Raw genomic sequence first — 18,537 nt, 5'->3', positions numbered from 1 at the left:
GTCTTGATAACCCGAGGGGATATGGAATACTGATGATTTTGTTTTTAAGTCTGTCTACTTGACAGGGGGCACTTCAAACCGTGAGCGGCCTGATTTTTGTCTTTTTCTGTGAAGATCTATCCTATTCATTTTCAACCACACGTGCATCTAACTAATTATTTGCACCATTCCTTGCAGGTAACTGCACGTAATTGCAGTTCATTAAACAGCACGCCAACGTGGTAGCCGTCGCAAACGGCATGATGGAATTGTCCCGACAATGGTAACAGTATTTTTCCGTTTTGCTCAAAATATTTACCCATTGTAAAGATAGGTAGTAAATACGTTCCTTCGTTATAAACATTCAGGTTAAAGCCCGTGAAGCTAACCCACGGAATGCTAGAGATGGGGAAACAATTTGGTGGTTCATTTGCTTTAGCGGCAAATTGATTAACACTTCCGTACATTTTCATATCATCAAGATAACGGCTGTAGAAATCATTAAACTCTTTAGCGTACAAAGTCCAGATGCTTGAAAAAGTCTTATCATCATCATGGAAAACTGTAAAGCTAGGAGACAAGCTATCCCAATAACCTAATCTACCTTCAGAATCAAAACATGTGCGAAATTCAATGTGGTGGTTTACCACTGTAGTTATCATGTGGATTAGTGTGGGATACAGCTTAATCCCCTTATTCTTAAGTACTGACAGCAGACAGGTAATATCAATATTTACCGTCATACTATAGGTACATCTGACATTGTTTAAATAATGATCGAAATAGGGCTTTCTGCTCCAGTTATCAATGTCAATTGGATTGAAAATCACTTGTTATGACCTCCTAAAATTATTATATTTATCATTTTAGGAGGTCTGCTCGACTGATTTAACCATATCCTTATCACAATCCCTCAAGAAATTATTCTGTAATAATAAGTATGCCATCATCTAGCCTGAACAATCAACTGATTATTATCTCTGAGACATACCCAAGACGACCCATTGATGCCCCACAAGGAATTCCTTAAAAAAACTTGCCGTTATTTATGATACGGTTCACCGTATCATCTCCGTCCGCATCTATCGACCGAAGCGGCAGTTCGCAGCGCTGCTGTCATCGTATTCTTCCACGGCGGCGAATTCGTTATCAACCGAATGGAGCATTGCGAACTGATGTGCAGAAGCTGGTTCAGGATACGAACCATTCCATCATCTCCGTCGATTACCGTCTGGAGCGGAGTCGAAATCCCCTGTTCCTGTTTACGAAGCAATATCGATCCCTCGAAAAACACTGTTGCTGGACGGCGCATGATAAATCCACTCGGCGAACTCTAGCGTCACACTTTATTTGTTATTGCCTCTCGTATAGTATTTCGCATGCTTTCTCACAATAGAATCATCTCCCTCCAAGAATGGCCACGCCGGGTACTCGATCGGTATGCGGCTGACCTCATCCAGTCTGGACAATTCATCGCTTGTTAGAATAATTCCGCTTGCCGCAAGGTTATCCTGTAATTGATCGGGTCGTTTTGCACCAATAACGACACTCGTTACGGCTTTCTGATTCAGCACCCAAGCAAGAGCGATTCTGGCCACCGTCGTCTTGCGTGCTGCCGCAATATCCTGAAGCGTGTCGATAATCGGAAATACTTTATCCTTGTCGACCGGAGGGAACGGTACGTTCGCATGCCGGTCATTGTCATTGCCCGGATTATCCCGCGTGTATTTGCCAGACAGGAAGCCCCCGGAAAGCGGACTCCAGACGATTAAGCCCATATTTTGATCCTGAAGCACTGGAATGATTTCCCGTTCGATCTCGCGCGCGGCGAGAGAGTAGTAAGATTGACTGCTCTTGAAAGCGTGAAGTCCGTGAAGCTGCGAGAGACCCCGAGTTTTCATTATGTTCCACCCGGTCATATTAGAATTGCCGATGTAACGAACTTTCCCGCTCCGAACCAGATCGTCGAGAGCCCGAAGCGTTTCTTCCCAGTCCGTTAATTGATCGGGGTTATGAACTTGATACAGATCGATATAATCCGTTCCGAGCCTCTTCAAGCTTGCTTCGACTTGCTGGGTGATATGCAATCGAGATAACCCGAGCTCGTTCGGACCAGATCCTGTGCGTCCTCTGACCTTCGTCGCGATCAGAGCTTGATGCCTTTTGCTCTTCAGGGCCTTGCCGAGAATTTCTTCCGATTGTCCGTCCGAGTATACGTTGGCCGTATCGAAAAAATTCACGCCGGCATCCATCGCTTGATCGACCAGAATGCCCGCTTCCTTTTCTCCCAGACCGCCGAAAACACCCCATTTTTCGCCGCCACCGAAAGTCATTGTTCCCAATCCTATCTCCGATACCAGCACTCCCGTATTGCCAAGCAAGTTGTATTTCATCGTCTTTACTCCCTCCATTTTTTGGATTATATTAATGGAGACGAAGTCAAATCGGAATGGACGCAAAACAAAAGAAACATTTTTTAAATAAATTTCTAGGAGTGGGGGACCGCGCCGATGAATTTAGAGCAATTATGGGATGAATACCATGAGCACGTCCGGTATTTCGTTTTGCATAAAACAAATCATCACACGGATACCGAAGACATTGTGCAGATGACCTTTATGAAAGCTTATGAAGGGATGGCCCGTCTGCAGGATGAGGAAAAGAGACGCGCATGGATTTTTCAAATCGCAAGAAATAGCATTATTGATCATTTTCGAAAGGAAAAAAAGACGGAGATACTCCCGGATAACGTGAACATAGCCCGGGAAGAACCAGTCGCAGATTGTAATTAGGAGGCCGCTGAAGGGATGATGAGCATCCTGACTCGAATGCCTGATAAATATCGGGAGGCGCTTGAACTTTCTGAGCTGCAGGGCATGTCGCAGAAGCAGTTAAGCGAACATCTGAATATCTCCTATTCGGGAGCGAAATCCAGAGTGGAGCGAGGCCGCGAGCTGGTAAAAGAGATGATGACAAGCTGCTGCGCTATCGAAGCAGATCATTAAGGGAATATCGTAGAATACTCCGTCATCCATGATGAACCAAAACCAAAGAAGAAGTCCGATTAATATCAAATCCGGCATGTGATGAGCTCCCTGAGAGAACTTATTACATGTCGGATTTGCTTGTTCCGTATAACAGTTTTATTTATTTTCGCTCTATTTGTGGTACGGCTCTCCGCGCTGTCGGTAACGGCAAGTTTTAGCCCATTGTAATGTCATTCTCCTTTTGTAAGAAGAGAAGTGTTAGTTCATTCACAACATCCGCATGCTCCATAGTCAGGGAATGACTTGCTCCAGCAATTAAATGGGTCTTAAGATTAGGAATTAATCGTTTAGCATTTGCTATTGCCTTCTCCGCCGGGTATATTACTTCTTTATCTCCTATAAGGAGCAGAGTAGGAATATTGAAACTTTGGAATTCACCTTCATCAAATACAGAGGGCATCACCTGCAAAAGTGGTTTCGCATGGCGGTAACCCGTGATGACTTGAGAGCGAAATACAGGGTGTAATGTCTCACCTTTGCCTGAGAACCATAAAAAAGCATTGTCGATCCACTTCTCTGTATGAAACAATAATGCAGGGTATATCTTTAAAAAGAATTTAAAACTTATCCTATGGAAAGTTCCAGCAGGTGCATAAAGCAACAGCTTTGACACGCGATCCGGGCAATCAAGAGCGAAATTTAAAGATAAAAAACCGCCCATCGAATGGCCTGCCAAATCTATCCTCTTGAGCTGCATTGCGTCCAAAACTTCAAGAATCCATTGGCTAGCGGCCTGCCGATTTTTTATGGCAACGTTAGGTTTACTTTTACCGAAATCCCCTATAACATCAACCGCATAAACACAACGCTCTTTAATCAGCTGTTTCATATTGGGAAACCACATCGTACTGCTCATTGTCATTCCATGGAGGAGAATTAATGCTTCCTTACTCGGATCACCGAAGCTTAATACATGAGTATCTCCGAACGTTGTCGAGATATAACATGACGTCCCTTCCAATTCAAATTCTTTTAAACTATTTTCATAGCAAAGATAATATTCTTCTTCGGCTGCTCTGCTCTTAAAGATAGATCTCACAAGACACCTCCCAATATGAAAAACTTGCCTTACTTATGATACGGTTAAACATAATGTATCTAAGCACAGAGTAAAATATGACCACAAGGTATACATCATTATATAAGACAAAACCACTCCAAATAATGGGGTGGCTTCTTTTAGTTTTAGCATGTTACTTCATTATGATCTTGTAGCTTCATAAACGAATTGTTGATTTCATCGGTGGGTATCTTCCCGAAATCAAATCATGTTTGATATCTAAGAGTTGTTGATCCTATTAACTTTATGATATCTTACTGCTATCAATTTATTTACGAACGACGGTATAACCTTTATCTTGAAGCAATTTAACGATCCCATGCTCACCCGGATAGTGTAAAGCACCAACCACGATGAAATACACTTCTTCCTTATTGCTGTTCAGGTAACCTTCAATCTTATCAACCATTGCGATATTACGATCAGTATGCATGGCCTTGTGGAACTCTGAATCGGTTACTATATCATGCATTTTGAGCAACGCTTGGTCATCGCCTTTCTTCCACGTATCCAACAGCTCGTCCACTTCATCATTGATGAAGCCAGAATTATATTTGTCTAGTGTAGCAGTGAGACTCTTCTCCTGAAGTTCCTTAGAAAGGCTAGCAAGCACTCCCATTTGGGATGCATGCGTTTCAAGTTCTATTACTGAAACCTTGCGTTCATGGGCTTTCTGAAGAAAGTACAGATCAACTCCTTTTTCGGTGTTGTCGCCAGCCTCTAATGCCATTCTAGAAATATCTCCATCCACCCACCAAGGCTTAAGCGTATCATATGCGTTAGACTTCAGACCGTTCTTTATCAAAAAGTCTTCTACTTTCGCGTACGTTTCTTTGGATACATGTTCCTTTAATGTAGTGCCGTCCTTATATTTCATCATATCCTTCATTATCTTCTGCTGCTCTTTATCAGGCGCTTTGGTAACATCGACTTCAACACCCAAATAATCTGCTTCTGCAAAGGCTTTTTCATATTTCGAATGCAGTGGGTAGAAGTTGCCATCCGTAACATGTACCGATCCTACGAGATATACCCTGGTCCCGTTATGGCTCACTTCCCACATGAAGCCACGAGCACCTTCTTGGGTGATCATAGGCTTGTTTGATGCATATTCGATTTCTTGATTATTTGTCTTCGATATCGATTTCTGTGGAGCATCCATAGTACAGGCCCCTAATCCGAGCATACTTACCGAGAGAATAAGCGATAAGAGCGACTTCCTCCAATGTTTCATGTCAACCTCCCCCTTATAATATGTAATGAAAGTAAAAATAAGGATACCAATAGTTAGTATACTATATATACATTCGATTTGCTTTTGAGCATCGGCTCAGAGTCGTAGGGTTCCGGGCAGATAGTAGTGCCTTCACCACCATACCTCTAAACCATTTCCCTGAATTATTTTTGGATAATAAAGCCAATCCCTAGTGTGATACGTCTAATTAGATATATGAACTAAAAAGTGGGTGAGGAGAATCGAAGATCTCGTACATAAAGCACGATCAGGTGATCACCATGCGTACATCACGCTTTTTCAGGAATATGAGCAGCAATTATACCGAACAGCCTACGTGTACGTGAACAATCAACAGGACGCTTTGGATGTCATCCAGGAAACGGCCTATCGTTCATTCAAGCTAATTGCGACCCTGAGGGAACCCAAATATTTTAAAACGTGGTTAATCGGAATTTGTATAACTTGTGCAATCGATCTGCTTCGTAAGCGGAAAAGAGTCGTTCATCTAAAGCCCGAACACTTGGAGTTCGCTGTCAGTAATGAGGATTATGATGTGCCGCTTTCGATTTCACTGAAACAATTAATTGAACAATTAGATGAGGATGAACGAAGCGTAATCCTACTGAGGTTTTATCATGACTTCACGATCAAGGAGATTACCGAAGTTCTGCAAATCCCTCTCGGTACCGGCAAAACGATACTATACCGAGCCTTGCATAAGCTCAGGAAAGTTGTTAAGGAGGAGTCTGTGTATGAACAATAAAATAAAACAAGCCATTGAGGATATTCCTATACCTGCAATGCTTCATGAACGAAGTTTAATGGGCATTCACCAAGCGAAAGAAGAATGGGATGCGGCATTAGCTGCCCCGAAGCGAAGGAAGCGGATGATGAATCGAGTGGTTGCAGCTTCTTTGATCGGTGTACTCTCCATTGGTGCAGCAGCTACATTCAATCCGCATCTTTCAGCAGCCATTCAAAGGGCACTACAGTTCATTCCAGGAATCGGTGTTGTTCAGAAGGCAGATAATAGCACAGATTCTTATATGCTAACAGAACCCATTGATATTAAAAATAGCAATCAGAGCGCCGCTACCGTAACTGCTGTGTTGGTTCAAAAGGATTTGACTATGATTGAAATAAACGATTATTCGAACAATTATGGTATTCAAATCAAGGACGAATCTGGTAAGGTCCACAAAGCCTCATCTTCTCACACTTACGGTGGTGATGATTTTTCACATGTCATATTGAAGTTCGCTGGTCAGGTTGATGTTAAAGATCATGTACAGTTGTTTTTTTTAGATAGTCCCAATGAAGTCTTTACGATTCCGCTCAGCAAGGTGGATAGCATTGACACTTTAAACGCAATTGGACAATCCTCGGAAAACCATGATCTAGAGATTACTGCTATTCCAACACCTGCAGGTCATAAAGGCAGAATATTTTTAAGTACGGAAAACTCGCATCCATTCAGGTATTATGATAGTTTTCCAGAGAAAGGAGATCTCATTATACTGAATGAAAACATCAGCGTTACAGATGAATTGGGTAACGACTATCCCATTGATAACAAGGGTATGCGGATGCCTTTTAAGGACATTTATTTCAACTTGGGAAGCTCAGATGTTAAGAATTACACGTTATTGATCCCACAATTGATTAGTGTCGGGCGAGAGGAAGTGAAGTTATCGATCAACATTCCGGATGGGGAAGAAGGTCTATTAAACCAATCTTTTGACATAGCTGGTTACCCAGTAGAACTGACTAAATTTAAGAAGCTCAAATCGAGGTTTAACGAAGACTACATAGCTATCTATGTAGAGATGCCAAATCCTCTTCAGCTAAGTCGTTCTTTAAAGTATTTCTATGTTTCCACAGATACCTCAATTGAAAATGGTGGTGCATATGATTCAACAACTGGCGTGATGAAATTTTTCGAGGTTAAATATGATCCTAACTCGACGAGACTGGATGTTAAAGTATCCAAGCCGATGATTGATATGAAGGGGCCATGGAAATTTGAAATAGCAGCTGATAAATTTAAGAGTCAGCTAGTTGCTGAGCGTAGATAGTATAGCGTCTCTGGTCTGAATAATTGCGGCAACTGCATGTATAAAATTTGGATTCCCGTCGTTAAGAAGTCTGGTGCTTAGAAAAGAGAGCAACACGAGTGACTGCCACTGCGTGTTGCTCTCTTAAGGGCTTCCTTATAAAGCAAGTCTTGGTATAGCTCTGTGCAGAAATCGCTAGATCTTTCTCCATGTTTAATCATCAGGGACGCTCTGTTACCATTGCAATAATAGATGAACCACAGTATTTTATACCAGCTCATCTGCGATCATTTTTGCCTTTTCCGCAAGGTCTCTCATATCATCAGCCGGAACAAGCTCGGCTAATTCGTAAGCTAGCGGATTACGGGAAAACTTGTACAATTCATCCCGAAGCAAGTTCCTTTTTTCTTGGGATGAGTCTATATAAAACTTACACGGCTGCCTAGCCTCATCTAAATCATGTAAATCAACATAGCCTGATTTATAAGACTCCAACACAATGGCCGAAAGATCAATTAGAGCTGAACAGGCAATATCAATTTCTGCTCGAAACGTGCCGTTAGCATTTTTTATATCAAACCCAATACTTCCTCCTTTTTCCAGATCCCCCTCAGAAAGCAGGACATCGAAGCCTAAATTTTCTAAAATCTGATTGAGCGTCACATTCGTTGAGTCCAATTGTTCCAAATAGTCTATTAATGCCAGCGAATCATCGGAACCGCCAATTAATTCTCCCCACCATTTGCTTATGTACATCTTCTTCTCCCGCTTTCTTTAAGCATTGTAATTATCAAAATAAGATAGTTTCCTTATATAAAGGGTTTAGGCTTTAACTACGCTTAATCCCTCAAAAGCATACTTATATACTTATCAATGCCGTTTTCACGAGCCACCGTCAGCCTATACCCGCTGCCTTTAGCAGACGAAGCAGCAGCTCCTTGCGCGATTCCTGTGCCTTGCGAGCCAATGCAGCCAGCTTCTCCAATTTCCCCCAAATCGGGTACAGTACTCGCTCGGCTTCGTCATCCGATAAAGTCTCTATTTGCTGGACGAATATCGACAGCTTGTCTCCGCTTTCCAGCTCCGGCTGAATCTTCAGCTTTAGCGAATCGTGGGAGCGCAGTAGACAAGCGATCAAAGTGGGCGTCGAGCGTTCCGTTATGCCATAGGTTTCGGCAAAAACGGCTGTGAACTTGTCGTGCATCAGCTGATGCTCATCATCCACAAGGTCCATGTAAGCTTCAACAAGCGGAAAATACCGCTCGGATGAAAGTCCCAGCCCGAACACAGCATAACTGCCCGGCATGACGCTTTTTTCATCCTCTGTATCTTCATACCATTCAAACTCTACCATCGCCTCACGAGCATATTCCTCCAATAACGGATGCAGCTCGGAATAAGCCAGAGCATTCGCAAACAAACGGTGCGTGTCCGATTTAGCAAGCCCCTTGATAGGCAAATACTCTCTTACTTTGGATTTTAACTTGATTTTATAGCTTTTCGGGAAGCCCTTTCGGAGCAGAGAGAGAATAAACGAAATCGCCCCTTCATACGCTCCGGCTTCCTCCTTGCGAATCACGATGGTGAAGAGAGAAAAAACATCATTAGCCTTGCATTCAACCAACTCATTGCGCATATGGACTTCGTCAGTCGAGAAGCTGTCGCTGCCCTCCTTCAGCATACGTGCGGCTTTACCGCTGCCAAGCTGCTCCGCCAGCGCCAGAAAAGTCTGCCCCCTAGATTTGCTGTAGTTCGGCTCATAACGGATAATCATTACCGCGCCGTACAACAGAAGGTCAATCGGCTGATTCGGCTCATCCTTATTCTCAAGAACTGCATCCGGCTTGAGCACATACTCATTGGTCTGATATTCGGAACGGGTGACGTCAAAGTAACGTGGCAAGAATACAACCTCGGCCCAACCGGTTAAAGCCCTTATGATATCTCTTCGATGTTCTGCAAGAGCCTCGACCCGTTCTTTATTCAACTCCTGAATTCGGTCAAATAAAGCGATCGTCTTAGCGGCTTCCGGTTCAGGAAACAAATACGGATCCAGCAGATGACGCGCCAAAAAGAAGGTTTCCAGTGGCTTTGTTGGATAAGTGCCCTTCTCCAATTTTTTCTCGATATAGGACTCAATTCGCTCCAGAAGCTGCCGTCTTTTCTCTTCATATACAGTATCCAGTACCGTTAATTCCACAAGCCCGTCTGTCGTAGCGAGGCTTCCCTGGAAGGTAAAACGGTAGTTGATCAACGGCGTTGTTTCCACCTTGTCCAGCCTCTCCCTTACGATCTCTACCAGCAGTGGCTGAACCTCATGCAATATCTGCTCCCGGGTAAATGGTGAGACTTTCATGGACTTTTTGCCTGATGTACTCCCCATAGATTTCGAACTGTCAACGCTAGTCCTGCCCGGCCGATAATCCAGCATGACAAAGTCAAAGATGCCTACTTGCAGCGTGGTACGTAGGACCACTTCCTCTAAGTTCGTTCGATTCTCCTGTTCGTCAAACCATTTATGAATGGCGGTTCTCATCTCTTCCAACGCTTCATTCTGCAACTCGTTCATTGTCTCTCACCTTTCACGTGTTCCATCTTTTCTCAACCTAATCATACTATGAAAATGGAAAACCCTGAATGACTAGGGAGACCCAATTAGTAACAGTAGAGAGGCTCATATAATGACAGGGGCCGCATTTGACGAAACACAAAACCATAAATATCCAGAAGTATGTTATGCTGGGATTATTCTGATGAGAAGGGGGAGGGGCATATGAAGGATAAACCGTTGACTGCCCTGTCAGCGATGGAACGTCTGCAGCCGTTCGTTGGTAAGTGGAAAACGGAAGGTACGATCCAAGCGCCGAATGGAATGGGCATGAGGTTGGATGCTATAGATACTTACGAGTGGCTTCCGGGAGGGTTCTTCCTCATCCACCATGTGGATGGCCGCATGGGAGAAGACGAAGTGAAGGCTATCGAGATTATCGGATTTGACGAAAAAGATGGCATGTATGTGACGACATCCTACGACAATCAGGGGATCGTTACAAATTATAAGGCACAGCTTCATAAACTCGAATGGACCATAATTGGATCGACCGAACGGTTTCAGGGTAGTCTTGGGGAAGACGGGCGGACATTGACGGGCGTTTGGGAACTTGCGGAAGATGGTGTCGAGTGGAAAAAGTGGATGGAAATTCAGTTGACGAAATATTAACGCTCAGCTCAACCTAGTCAACGAATACTCCAAGCATTATTGCAAAAGGCACTCTAATTAGAGTGCCCGATCTAAACGCCCAAACTTTCTTTATGATGATATATACTTACTTTATTCTTTCCTGAGTTTTTAGCTATGAATAATTCTTTATCAGCACAATTAATCATTTGCTCTAAGGCATATTCCCTTGTATTTAGGGTGGCTCCCCCTATACTCACGGTAATAGGAATGGGTATCCCTAGAGCTGACGTTATAACTGCCTTCTCAACATTTTTTCGGATAAGCTCTGCTTTTTGAACACATTGCTCCAAGGTTCCATCGGGAATTGCCACCATGAACTCTTCCCCGCCATATCTGCCCACCCTGTCCTCTTCTCCTATACTAGCTTGAATCAGATCTGCCACACGCTCTAGCACCTTATCTCCTTCCTGATGACCGTAGACGTCATTTATTCTCTTAAAATCATCCACATCAATCATCAGAATACATAGTGCCCTATTGGCGTTCTTGCTTTCTCTAAGTTGCTCGTACATGTGAGTTGTTTGTTTAAATAACTCTTTTCGATTAAAGACTTTGGTTAACACATCATACTTGGATGCATATTCAACTTCCATATACAGTCTGGCATTCTCTAACCCAATCCCTAGAAAATTAGATAGCGTCTTTAATGTACTCAAATCTTTTAAGTTAAACGAATCTTTCTTATAAGCCTGGGTACTTATCACTCCTATTACCTTATCTTTCAAAATAATAGGTACAAATATAAGAGAATAAGGTATTGTCTCTACTACATACTCCTTTTTCTCCCTTATCTTCTCTAGGTATTCCTTAAAATTTTCAAAATAACGGCTATATTCCTTTTCGATGTCCATAACAAGGATATCCTGCTTGTGCTTAACACTATATGCCCAAAAGCTATCTTCAAATATAGATCTAGGTCCTATGACCAAACGTTGTCCCTTTTCGATGGACAGCTCATTATAGAGGATCCCTTCCTCTTCGTTATAGATGCCAATTTGAATAATATCCGCTTGGATCAAACCTTGTATTTCTTTGGCAACAATATTAAAGATACCTTCCTTGTCCAAGTTAGACAGGATCGTGTGACCCACGCCATTCAATGCTTCAGTTTGTTTGTAGAGAAACTTGTAGATTTTCCCCTCTTCCTCTTCTCTTTTTCGATTCAGCAATTCCATGCTCTCAGCACTGCGAATCGCCTGCATTTGCTTTTCTAATTCCATATGTTTTTCTAAATATGCATAGGCTTGTTCATAATCACCAAGTCCTTTATAACCTTTGCTCATATTCAAATACACTTTATTTAAATTCCTTATCGATTTGGCCTTTTCTATCCCTTCTTCTACTTGCTGTAGCTTATCGACAGTCTCCTTATATCGACCTTGTTTCAAATCCAGCTCAGTCCAGTACAATAGTGCATCTTGGAGATACAGCTGCGCGCCTACTGCTTTCGCCAATTCTACGCTCTTGATGAAGTATTCTTCTGCTTTATGGTAGCACCCTCTAGTCGCGTAAATATGAGCCATTTCTTTTAACACATTGGGCACCATTTTGGGTATGTATTCTTCTGCTAACTCAAGAGCCTTCGTTATATACACAATCGCCTGATCTGGATTTCCCAAATGGTTGCAGCACTCCGCTTGATTCGTGTAACAAACCACTTTAAAAGCATTAGTATAAACACGAGGTGTGTTTTCGATCTGATCTAACAGCTCTTTAGCCTTTTTATACTCATCGATCTCCATATACAGCGCCGCGAGGTTCCCTTTGATTTGAGTTAGTCGCTCATAGTTGCCCACCTGTTCTGCTAGCTCTATACCCTCCATACCATGCTCAATGGCTTTGGACAGTTTCTGTTGTACCGAATAACCACTTACAAGAGCAGCGCTAGTGGCCAATTGGCCATCTATATTGTTATTTTCTTTAAAAATTTGGTAAGCGTCTTCATAAAGAGTGGTAGCAGCTTCAAAATCTGTAGCATCAAAGTATGCCCAGCCTTTATTATAAAGAATCCATGGGTAAGCACAGGTTAACATATTATGTTCGATTACAAATTTAGTAGCTACCTCATAGGACTCTATTGCAATCCTAGACTCAGTTCCCCGTATTTTTTCACAAATTTTGATGATGTAATTTTCATCGTATCTCAACTTGTCCAATTCTTCGTTTAACTCCTCCAGCCACATTTCACTATCACCTATTCTCTCAATTGTATTCTTATTAAGCAGCTTTACTCACTTGGAGAAACGAGGAGGTACAAATAAAAAGATAACGTTCAATGTCATGAACTGAACTTGACTTAGTTTACTCTATTATAGTGAATAATTGGGGCGCGTTATAGTATTTTCCTGTAGGGAGGAGCGATATTTTTAGATAATCGTTACTTCGGTATTTTCGCCCTATTTACTGGAACATTTTTCACAATGCGGAATATACAAATAAATAGGCACTTATCCCAATCATGCTTATTCTGTGTAGTTTGCGAATCGGAATAGGCACAAAGGAGTGTTTCAGGTTGGTAGTAAAATCATCTCATTATTTTGCCCACGGCAACACGGCGCACGGAGCTCATTTCTTATATACATCCGCTTTTGATGGGCTGAACAAGATATTTGTCCTTACGGGGCCCCAAGGTACGGGAAAATCGACAGTCATTCAAAGCTTGGCGGATAGCCTGCTGGATCAAGGCTTGCACGTGCAGTCCTTCCACTCCCCTCTCCGTCCCGACGAGCTGGATGGTATCATTTTAACGGAATTGAAGGTTGGTATTGTCGACGGGCGAGTCTGTAAGGGGATTTCGGATAGCGGGGCTGGGGAGATCGTCTTTATCGATTTCGGGGAAGCGTTTGATAACAGCCTTATTTTACCGGAACACTTCATAACGATAGAAGCTCTTAGAGGCGAGCTTGAGAGAGCCTATTCAAATGCGTATGAAACGTTCGCGTCTGCATTGCGGATTCATGACGAGTGGGAGAAATATTATATCGAAAATATGGATTTCTCGAAGGCTAACCAGATTGCGGAGGATTTGATTCAAGAATTATACGCTGGTCATGAAAGCGATACGCCAACTACTGCGCGTCACTTATTTTTCGGTGCTGCGACTCCGAAGGGGGCATTCGATTTTATTCAAAGTTTGACCGCTCAGCTGGAAAGACGGATTTTCATCAAAGGAAGGGCAGGATCTGGCAAATCGACTCTGTTGAAGAAGCTTGCCTCGGCTGCCGAAGAGAAAGGAATCGAAGTTCAAGTGTTTCATTGCGGCTTTGATCCGAACAGTTTGGATATGTTGATATTCCCGGAGATTCAAACAGCTATTTTCGACAGTACCGCTCCGCATGAATACTTTCCCGATCGGGACGAGGATGAGATTCTAGATATGTATACACGGACTATAGCTCCTGGAACAGATGAAGCCCATGCGGCCGAAATAGCCGGTATTAAAGCACGCTATTCAGCAAAAATGAAAGAGGCCACCTCTTATCTAGTCGAAGCCGAAGCCATCGATTCTCAAATTAAGGCCTACTATGTTGCAGCCACAGATTTTTCGATCGCAGAGAAACTCCATCTGCAATTACAGTCTGAATTGAATGAACTGATCAGCTCCATTCAGCTTCAAAAATAAAGGTAGGCCGTTACTTATGATGCGACTCTCTGCACGTCACTCACTGGTACAGCAAAATGGCTAAGGGAATCGCCTTCTGTGAACCAGAAGACGATATTTTTAATGCTCTTGCGATCCGCTTCCATATGGATCTCGTTAATCAGCGCCCGTAGCAGTGTCCGCTTTCCATCGTTAGATGCTTCAGCAAACAGGACATCGAAGTTCTTCAAAGCCTCTAACGTTTTTCTTACAAGCAAACTGCATGAAAGTTAGCGCTTTTGCATAAATTGACTGCCTTTTCCCATAGCTAACTGTTCGACACCATGAAAATATAACCCCGGCACAATCTAACTCACCGTTTTATGATATTATCCGATCAATGCATATTAACTGTAATTATTTTACACTTTATTGACTTTACAGCACTTCAACCCGACAAACAAAAGAGCGGGATGCACGGCTCGATTAGCCTGCGTACCGCTCCTATTTTGGACATTAATCCCGATAAAAGATTCGCGTCATTTGCATGCCGTCCCGAAGTCAAGCATTGTATAGCCACTCCAAGATCAGCGTCCGCCGATAGTTCATAATTTCCTCCCATTCAAGAACAAGTTGGAAATGTCTCGGCGCTAGCTCTTGCTTTATCTGCTGCTCGATTGCGATCTGCTTATCTATCGTACAGTACTGCAACTTCATCTAGTTTACTTCCAATCTGCGCTAACTCGTTGAAGCGATTAGCACCTAAGCTTCGTCTTATAGGTAAATGTGGTTCCAATAAACTATTTCCTGATAAGCGACACACAGCATTAAACATGCCTTGTATTCCTATACTGTCATTGGATTGAATTCATTAACTCGTAGAAATATTTAGGTTCATGAGTTTTATTAAGACGATACCAAGCGTCTAAAGTTTTTGGAGAAAATACATCTAGCGCTTTTAAAACATGAACAGAAAATTCTAATGGAGCTACTCCGGATGCGGTGATCAATTTCCCATCGGTGACAGCAGATTCCACTTTGTAATATTCTTCGCCCGTGTAAGAGTGGCAAACCATTTTAAGGTAGGCCAAATCATTGCTTGTGTGCCAACGTGAATCTAACAATCCTGCTTGAGCAAGTCCTAAGGTAGCACCGCAAATTGCTCCAACTACTATCCCTTCCTTTAAACACATCTCGGCAATTTTTAATATGGGCATGTGAATAGCTTCTGTCCATGTATTTCCACCAGGTAAAATCAGTGCATCTACGCTTTTAATGCTGCACTCATCCACTTTAATGTCAGGCATTATTTTCAATCCGCCCATTGTAGTTACTGGAGTCTTTTCTATCCCAACGGTGACTATTTTTGCTGGAGCCAGCCCCTGTCTGAAGTATCTTCCAGAGTTCAGTTCGGCGGCTAAATAACCTATTTCCCAATCGGACATGGTATCAAACACATAAAGATATACTGTATTATTCATTTCTAAGTGCTCCTCATAAAGTTTATTAGGTAACAGCAACCATTCATCTTTAACGAGTGGTTATCATTATAATAAAACAACTTCACTGACAACTGCTGTCAGTGAAGTTGTTAAACTTGATAATATTCCATTAACTCTGAAGCAACCGCCACAAGTTTATTCTTTAGATTCTGTGGCTCTATAACTTGAATGGATTTCCCATAGGGAAGAATTATATACGGAACATGTGTATACAGTGATTCTTCCTCAAGTAAAAAAATTACTTGCGTTGATGTCCGCTGCTGCAAATGATGCTCCAAAAACCAATGTATGCATAAATCATCCAACGCCTCTGCCCTGCCACCTATAATTAAAGAAATTAATCCGGATTTACCTACTACATCTGGTAACAGATTTTTCATAAAAAAAGTACGCGCTGAAAAATCATTGGGACGACTAAATGAGAATGGCGTGCGTGTGATGTTCAGAATTCGTTCTACCCGAAAGCTGCGGATCTCATTCCGCAGGTGGCAAAATGCAATTGTGTACCACTTATTGTTCCAATTAACCACGCCATAGGGGTCTATTAGCCTATTTGGCGACTGCTCTTCATGACTGTTACGATAAGAAATTTCTACAGACCATTCATTTGCTACAGCGTGCTCCAATTCCTGCAATACCGGCTGAACAGCGGGGTATCCCCTGCGGTTTATTACTTCAAATCCGGCTAAATGATGGCTTAGTAAACTTTCCTGCTCCTGATTCGAATACATTTTCAACTTGGATGTTGCATTCTCTAATGCCTCACTCAAAGGATATCCGGCTTCTTTTGCAAATAGGGCAGCATGAAGCAGTGTCTTTTTTTCATCAATACTAAATAGCAGAGGAGATTTGATAAAATTGTGCAGCAAGCTATACCCGCCATTGTGCCCTGTGTCAGATATGATAGGGACGCCACTGGCACATAGTGCATCAATATACCGATAAACTGTTCTTATATTTATCTCTAACTTTTCAGATATTTGCTTTGCAGTCAATTTCTCTCCCGAATTCAACATCCATAGAATTGTTAACATATTATCATTTTTTGGCATAACATAACCCTCACCTTTGATTACCACTATACTTAACTTTTTTAACAAGCACTTTAAGTGATTTGTCTGCTAATCCACTGTATTCCTTTATTCTGATCCTAGTAGTGTTGATACACTCCTGAATTCCTTGTTATTAGTAATCAAGTCCGTTAGTGTTACCGGAGTCAAGGACATGGTGCTTTTTCCTCTAAGTTTGCTCCATCCTTTCTCAGCTGTTATTTTAACATGTCTTATATTAAGTCCATTATACATTTCATATAACAAGGAGCGCAGCCTATTTAGGCACGCTCCCCCATTCCATCAATATGACTGATTCACATGTGCCGCATGCTTAAGCCCTTCTTTGGGCATTTAGCATCGCCGCATCCACCTTCAACTCAATCCTCTGCTTTACCACTATCGATGATACGGTTCACTGTAACATCGATAGAAAATCAAAAGGCACTCCGTCGGGTGCCCTTCTTCTTTAGTACGTCTATACTCATTCCTCTTACTCCAACCTCAATGATTACGTGAAATATTCAATTTTTGCATTAGGGAAATAAGTATGGATATACCTGCCTAGCGTATCTTTAATATCCTCCTGCTCTTGATCTGTGTACACGTATTTTCCAATCCCATAACGCCCCCACTTCCATTTCCTCTTGGTTTCATCAAGCTCCAGCTTCGTCATCGGATAGTTCTTCTCAATGACATTCTTCGCTGGTTTAGTAAAGCGATGCTGGATGAGCTCGAAGGTCAAATCTTTAGTGGCAGAAGGGGGAAGTGCAGATTCTAATTTCTCGAACATATCTTTGTAGCCCTCTTTCCATCCGTCATGCAAATAGATAGGGGCAATAATGAAACCTAATGGATATCCGGCCTCCCCGACTTTCCTGGCGGCTTCGATCCTCTCTGCCTGCCTGGATGTACCCGGTTCAAAATTTTTAATAATATAATCGTCATTCATACTAAATCGAAAACGAGTCCGCCCATTATGCTTGGCATCAAGTAAATGATCAATATGAGCAAACTTCGTTACGAAGCGTAATTTCCCCAGCTCAGACTCACCAAAATATTCAATAGCCTTCTTGAGCGTATGGGTTAAGTGATCAATACCGGCTATATCCGATGTACATGATGCTTCAAACCTTGTAATCTCAGGAGCTCTTTCTTTCATGTATTGGTCCGCAGCTTCAAAGATATCGTCAATATTGACATAAGTCCGAATGTACGGCTTACTTCCCATCGTCGTTTGTAAATAACAATAATGACAATGGCCCATGCATCCTGTGGCAAACGGAATCGCAAACTCTGCCGAAGGCTTTGAGGTATCGAACTTTAGGGTTTTCCTAACCCCGACGACTAAAGTGGACTTGGCTATTCTGTATTTTTGAAAGTCGTTGTCTCCAGGCAGGTTTCGGATTTGGTTATGTGAGGTTGTCTCGCGAATTTCTATGCCCATTTTCTCAAACTTGGATACTAATTCTTGTCCCAACGGATAATCTAATGCTCTTGGCTCTACATAGACGAGTTGAGGTACAAATGGCTTAACCATAATACGTCCCCATGTCGGATAAACCGAATGCCTCACTATAGGCGTGTTCAGCTTCACTTGCTGTCGGGTACACCGCGACCTCATCGTTCAATGGATAATACGTCTCATATATAAAGAGCGCAACTTTTCCCGGCGAATTAGGATCATTCACTACTGCAGCTTCCTGAACATTCGCGACTCCCTGAACATGCGGGTTACGAATGATTACATACACAATCTGTCCCGGTTGATATTCGTTCATCACTTCA

The 18,537-nt window shown here is 42.4% G+C and carries 20 protein-coding genes; 6 read left to right on the top strand and 14 right to left on the bottom strand.

All coding sequences use genetic code 11. The annotated features are described in order from the left end of the window. Window positions 1-155: 155 nt before the first annotated feature. From catA to AM231_RS25220, 3 genes are all read right to left on the bottom strand, one after another. Window positions 156-809, bottom strand: coding sequence for a type A chloramphenicol O-acetyltransferase (gene catA / locus AM231_RS25230; RefSeq protein ID WP_053490832.1), 654 nt, complete (start codon window positions 807-809; stop codon window positions 156-158). Between the two features lie 236 nt (window positions 810-1,045). Further along, a complete protein-coding gene (locus AM231_RS25225) occupies window positions 1,046-1,291 on the bottom strand; it encodes a hypothetical protein (RefSeq protein ID WP_054405135.1) in 246 nt (81 codons plus the stop codon). A 34-nt stretch (window positions 1,292-1,325) separates the two neighbouring features. Next, window positions 1,326-2,372, bottom strand: a complete 1,047-nt coding sequence (locus AM231_RS25220) for an aldo/keto reductase (RefSeq protein WP_054405134.1) — start codon at window positions 2,370-2,372, stop codon at window positions 1,326-1,328. A 117-nt stretch (window positions 2,373-2,489) separates the two neighbouring features. On the opposite strand from AM231_RS25220, the gene AM231_RS28440 reads away from it, so the two are divergent. Together AM231_RS28440 and AM231_RS28435 are read left to right on the top strand one after the other, a co-directional pair. Beyond that, the gene (locus AM231_RS28440; RefSeq protein ID WP_082341799.1) at window positions 2,490-2,771 is read left to right on the top strand and encodes a sigma-70 family RNA polymerase sigma factor; all 282 of its coding nucleotides are present in this window, start codon (window positions 2,490-2,492) and stop codon (window positions 2,769-2,771) included. Window positions 2,772-2,786: 15 nt separating this feature from the next. Further along, the gene (locus AM231_RS28435) at window positions 2,787-2,984 is read left to right on the top strand and encodes a sigma factor-like helix-turn-helix DNA-binding protein (protein ID WP_106406126.1); all 198 of its coding nucleotides are present in this window, start codon (window positions 2,787-2,789) and stop codon (window positions 2,982-2,984) included. A 196-nt stretch (window positions 2,985-3,180) separates the two neighbouring features. Here AM231_RS28435 and AM231_RS25210 read toward each other — a convergent pair whose 3' ends face one another. Beyond that, window positions 3,181-4,065: an alpha/beta fold hydrolase gene (locus tag AM231_RS25210; protein ID WP_054405133.1), complete on the bottom strand. Its 885-nt coding sequence runs from the start codon at window positions 4,063-4,065 to the stop codon at window positions 3,181-3,183. Window positions 4,066-4,354: 289 nt separating this feature from the next. Further along, window positions 4,355-5,248: a TraB/GumN family protein gene (locus tag AM231_RS25205; RefSeq protein WP_341271630.1), complete on the bottom strand. Its 894-nt coding sequence runs from the start codon at window positions 5,246-5,248 to the stop codon at window positions 4,355-4,357. Between the two features lie 304 nt (window positions 5,249-5,552). Between AM231_RS25205 and AM231_RS25200 the strand changes: the two genes are divergently transcribed. Next, entirely contained in the window at window positions 5,553-6,086 is a 534-nt protein-coding gene (locus AM231_RS25200) for a sigma-70 family RNA polymerase sigma factor (protein ID WP_242615306.1), read from the top strand. After that, window positions 6,076-7,398 (top strand): hypothetical protein, encoded by a 1,323-nt coding sequence (locus AM231_RS25195; RefSeq protein WP_054405131.1) that lies wholly within the window; start codon window positions 6,076-6,078, stop codon window positions 7,396-7,398. Before AM231_RS25200 ends, AM231_RS25195 begins: the two co-directional genes overlap by 11 nt. 246 nt (window positions 7,399-7,644) lie before the next feature. Here the strand turns inward: AM231_RS25195 and AM231_RS25190 are convergent, their stop codons facing one another. Both AM231_RS25190 and AM231_RS25185 read right to left on the bottom strand, forming a co-directional pair. Beyond that, complete coding sequence (locus AM231_RS25190) at window positions 7,645-8,133, bottom strand: imm68 putative immunity domain-containing protein (RefSeq protein ID WP_054405130.1); 489 nt, start codon at window positions 8,131-8,133, stop codon at window positions 7,645-7,647. Window positions 8,134-8,272: 139 nt separating this feature from the next. Beyond that, window positions 8,273-9,946: a DUF6138 family protein gene (locus AM231_RS25185; protein ID WP_054405129.1), complete on the bottom strand. Its 1,674-nt coding sequence runs from the start codon at window positions 9,944-9,946 to the stop codon at window positions 8,273-8,275. Between the two features lie 204 nt (window positions 9,947-10,150). Here AM231_RS25185 and AM231_RS25180 point away from each other — a divergent pair, with 204 nt between their 5' ends. Next, window positions 10,151-10,597, top strand: coding sequence for a DUF1579 family protein (locus tag AM231_RS25180; RefSeq protein ID WP_054405128.1), 447 nt, complete (start codon window positions 10,151-10,153; stop codon window positions 10,595-10,597). A gap of 71 nt (window positions 10,598-10,668) precedes the next feature. Here AM231_RS25180 and AM231_RS25175 read toward each other — a convergent pair whose 3' ends face one another. Continuing rightward, a complete protein-coding gene (locus tag AM231_RS25175) occupies window positions 10,669-12,801 on the bottom strand; it encodes a sensor domain-containing diguanylate cyclase (protein WP_054405127.1) in 2,133 nt (710 codons plus the stop codon). Window positions 12,802-13,130: 329 nt separating this feature from the next. On the opposite strand from AM231_RS25175, the gene AM231_RS25170 reads away from it, so the two are divergent. Beyond that, window positions 13,131-14,240 carry a PRK06851 family protein gene (locus AM231_RS25170; RefSeq protein ID WP_054405126.1) on the top strand — a complete coding sequence of 370 codons (1,110 nt, stop codon included), beginning with the start codon at window positions 13,131-13,133 and terminating at the stop codon, window positions 14,238-14,240. 14 nt (window positions 14,241-14,254) lie between these two features. Here AM231_RS25170 and AM231_RS25165 read toward each other — a convergent pair whose 3' ends face one another. The 6 genes from AM231_RS25165 to AM231_RS25145 all read right to left on the bottom strand — a co-directional run bounded on the left by AM231_RS25165 (window position 14,255) and on the right by AM231_RS25145 (window position 18,530). Further along, window positions 14,255-14,476, bottom strand: coding sequence for a hypothetical protein (locus AM231_RS25165; protein ID WP_131724797.1), 222 nt, complete (start codon window positions 14,474-14,476; stop codon window positions 14,255-14,257). 283 nt (window positions 14,477-14,759) lie between these two features. Continuing rightward, window positions 14,760-14,915, bottom strand: a complete 156-nt coding sequence (locus tag AM231_RS29310) for a hypothetical protein (protein ID WP_165593470.1) — start codon at window positions 14,913-14,915, stop codon at window positions 14,760-14,762. A 137-nt stretch (window positions 14,916-15,052) separates the two neighbouring features. After that, window positions 15,053-15,679, bottom strand: coding sequence for a type 1 glutamine amidotransferase family protein (locus tag AM231_RS25160; RefSeq protein ID WP_054405124.1), 627 nt, complete (start codon window positions 15,677-15,679; stop codon window positions 15,053-15,055). Between the two features lie 110 nt (window positions 15,680-15,789). Beyond that, window positions 15,790-16,752, bottom strand: a complete 963-nt coding sequence (locus AM231_RS25155) for a helix-turn-helix transcriptional regulator (protein WP_054405123.1) — start codon at window positions 16,750-16,752, stop codon at window positions 15,790-15,792. Window positions 16,753-17,260: 508 nt separating this feature from the next. Beyond that, a complete protein-coding gene (splB, locus tag AM231_RS25150; protein WP_054405122.1) occupies window positions 17,261-18,289 on the bottom strand; it encodes a spore photoproduct lyase in 1,029 nt (342 codons plus the stop codon). After that, on the bottom strand, window positions 18,282-18,530 hold the full coding sequence (locus tag AM231_RS25145; protein ID WP_053490808.1) for a transcriptional regulator SplA domain-containing protein: 249 nt from the start codon (window positions 18,528-18,530) through the stop codon (window positions 18,282-18,284). Before AM231_RS25145 ends, splB begins: the two co-directional genes overlap by 8 nt. Between the last annotated feature and the right edge of the window lie 7 nt (window positions 18,531-18,537).

The organism is Paenibacillus solani (genome assembly GCF_001277345.1).
GTDB lineage: Bacteria > Bacillota > Bacilli > Paenibacillales > Paenibacillaceae > Paenibacillus_AQ > Paenibacillus_AQ solani.
This window is presented reverse-complemented; position numbering and strand designations above follow the sequence as displayed.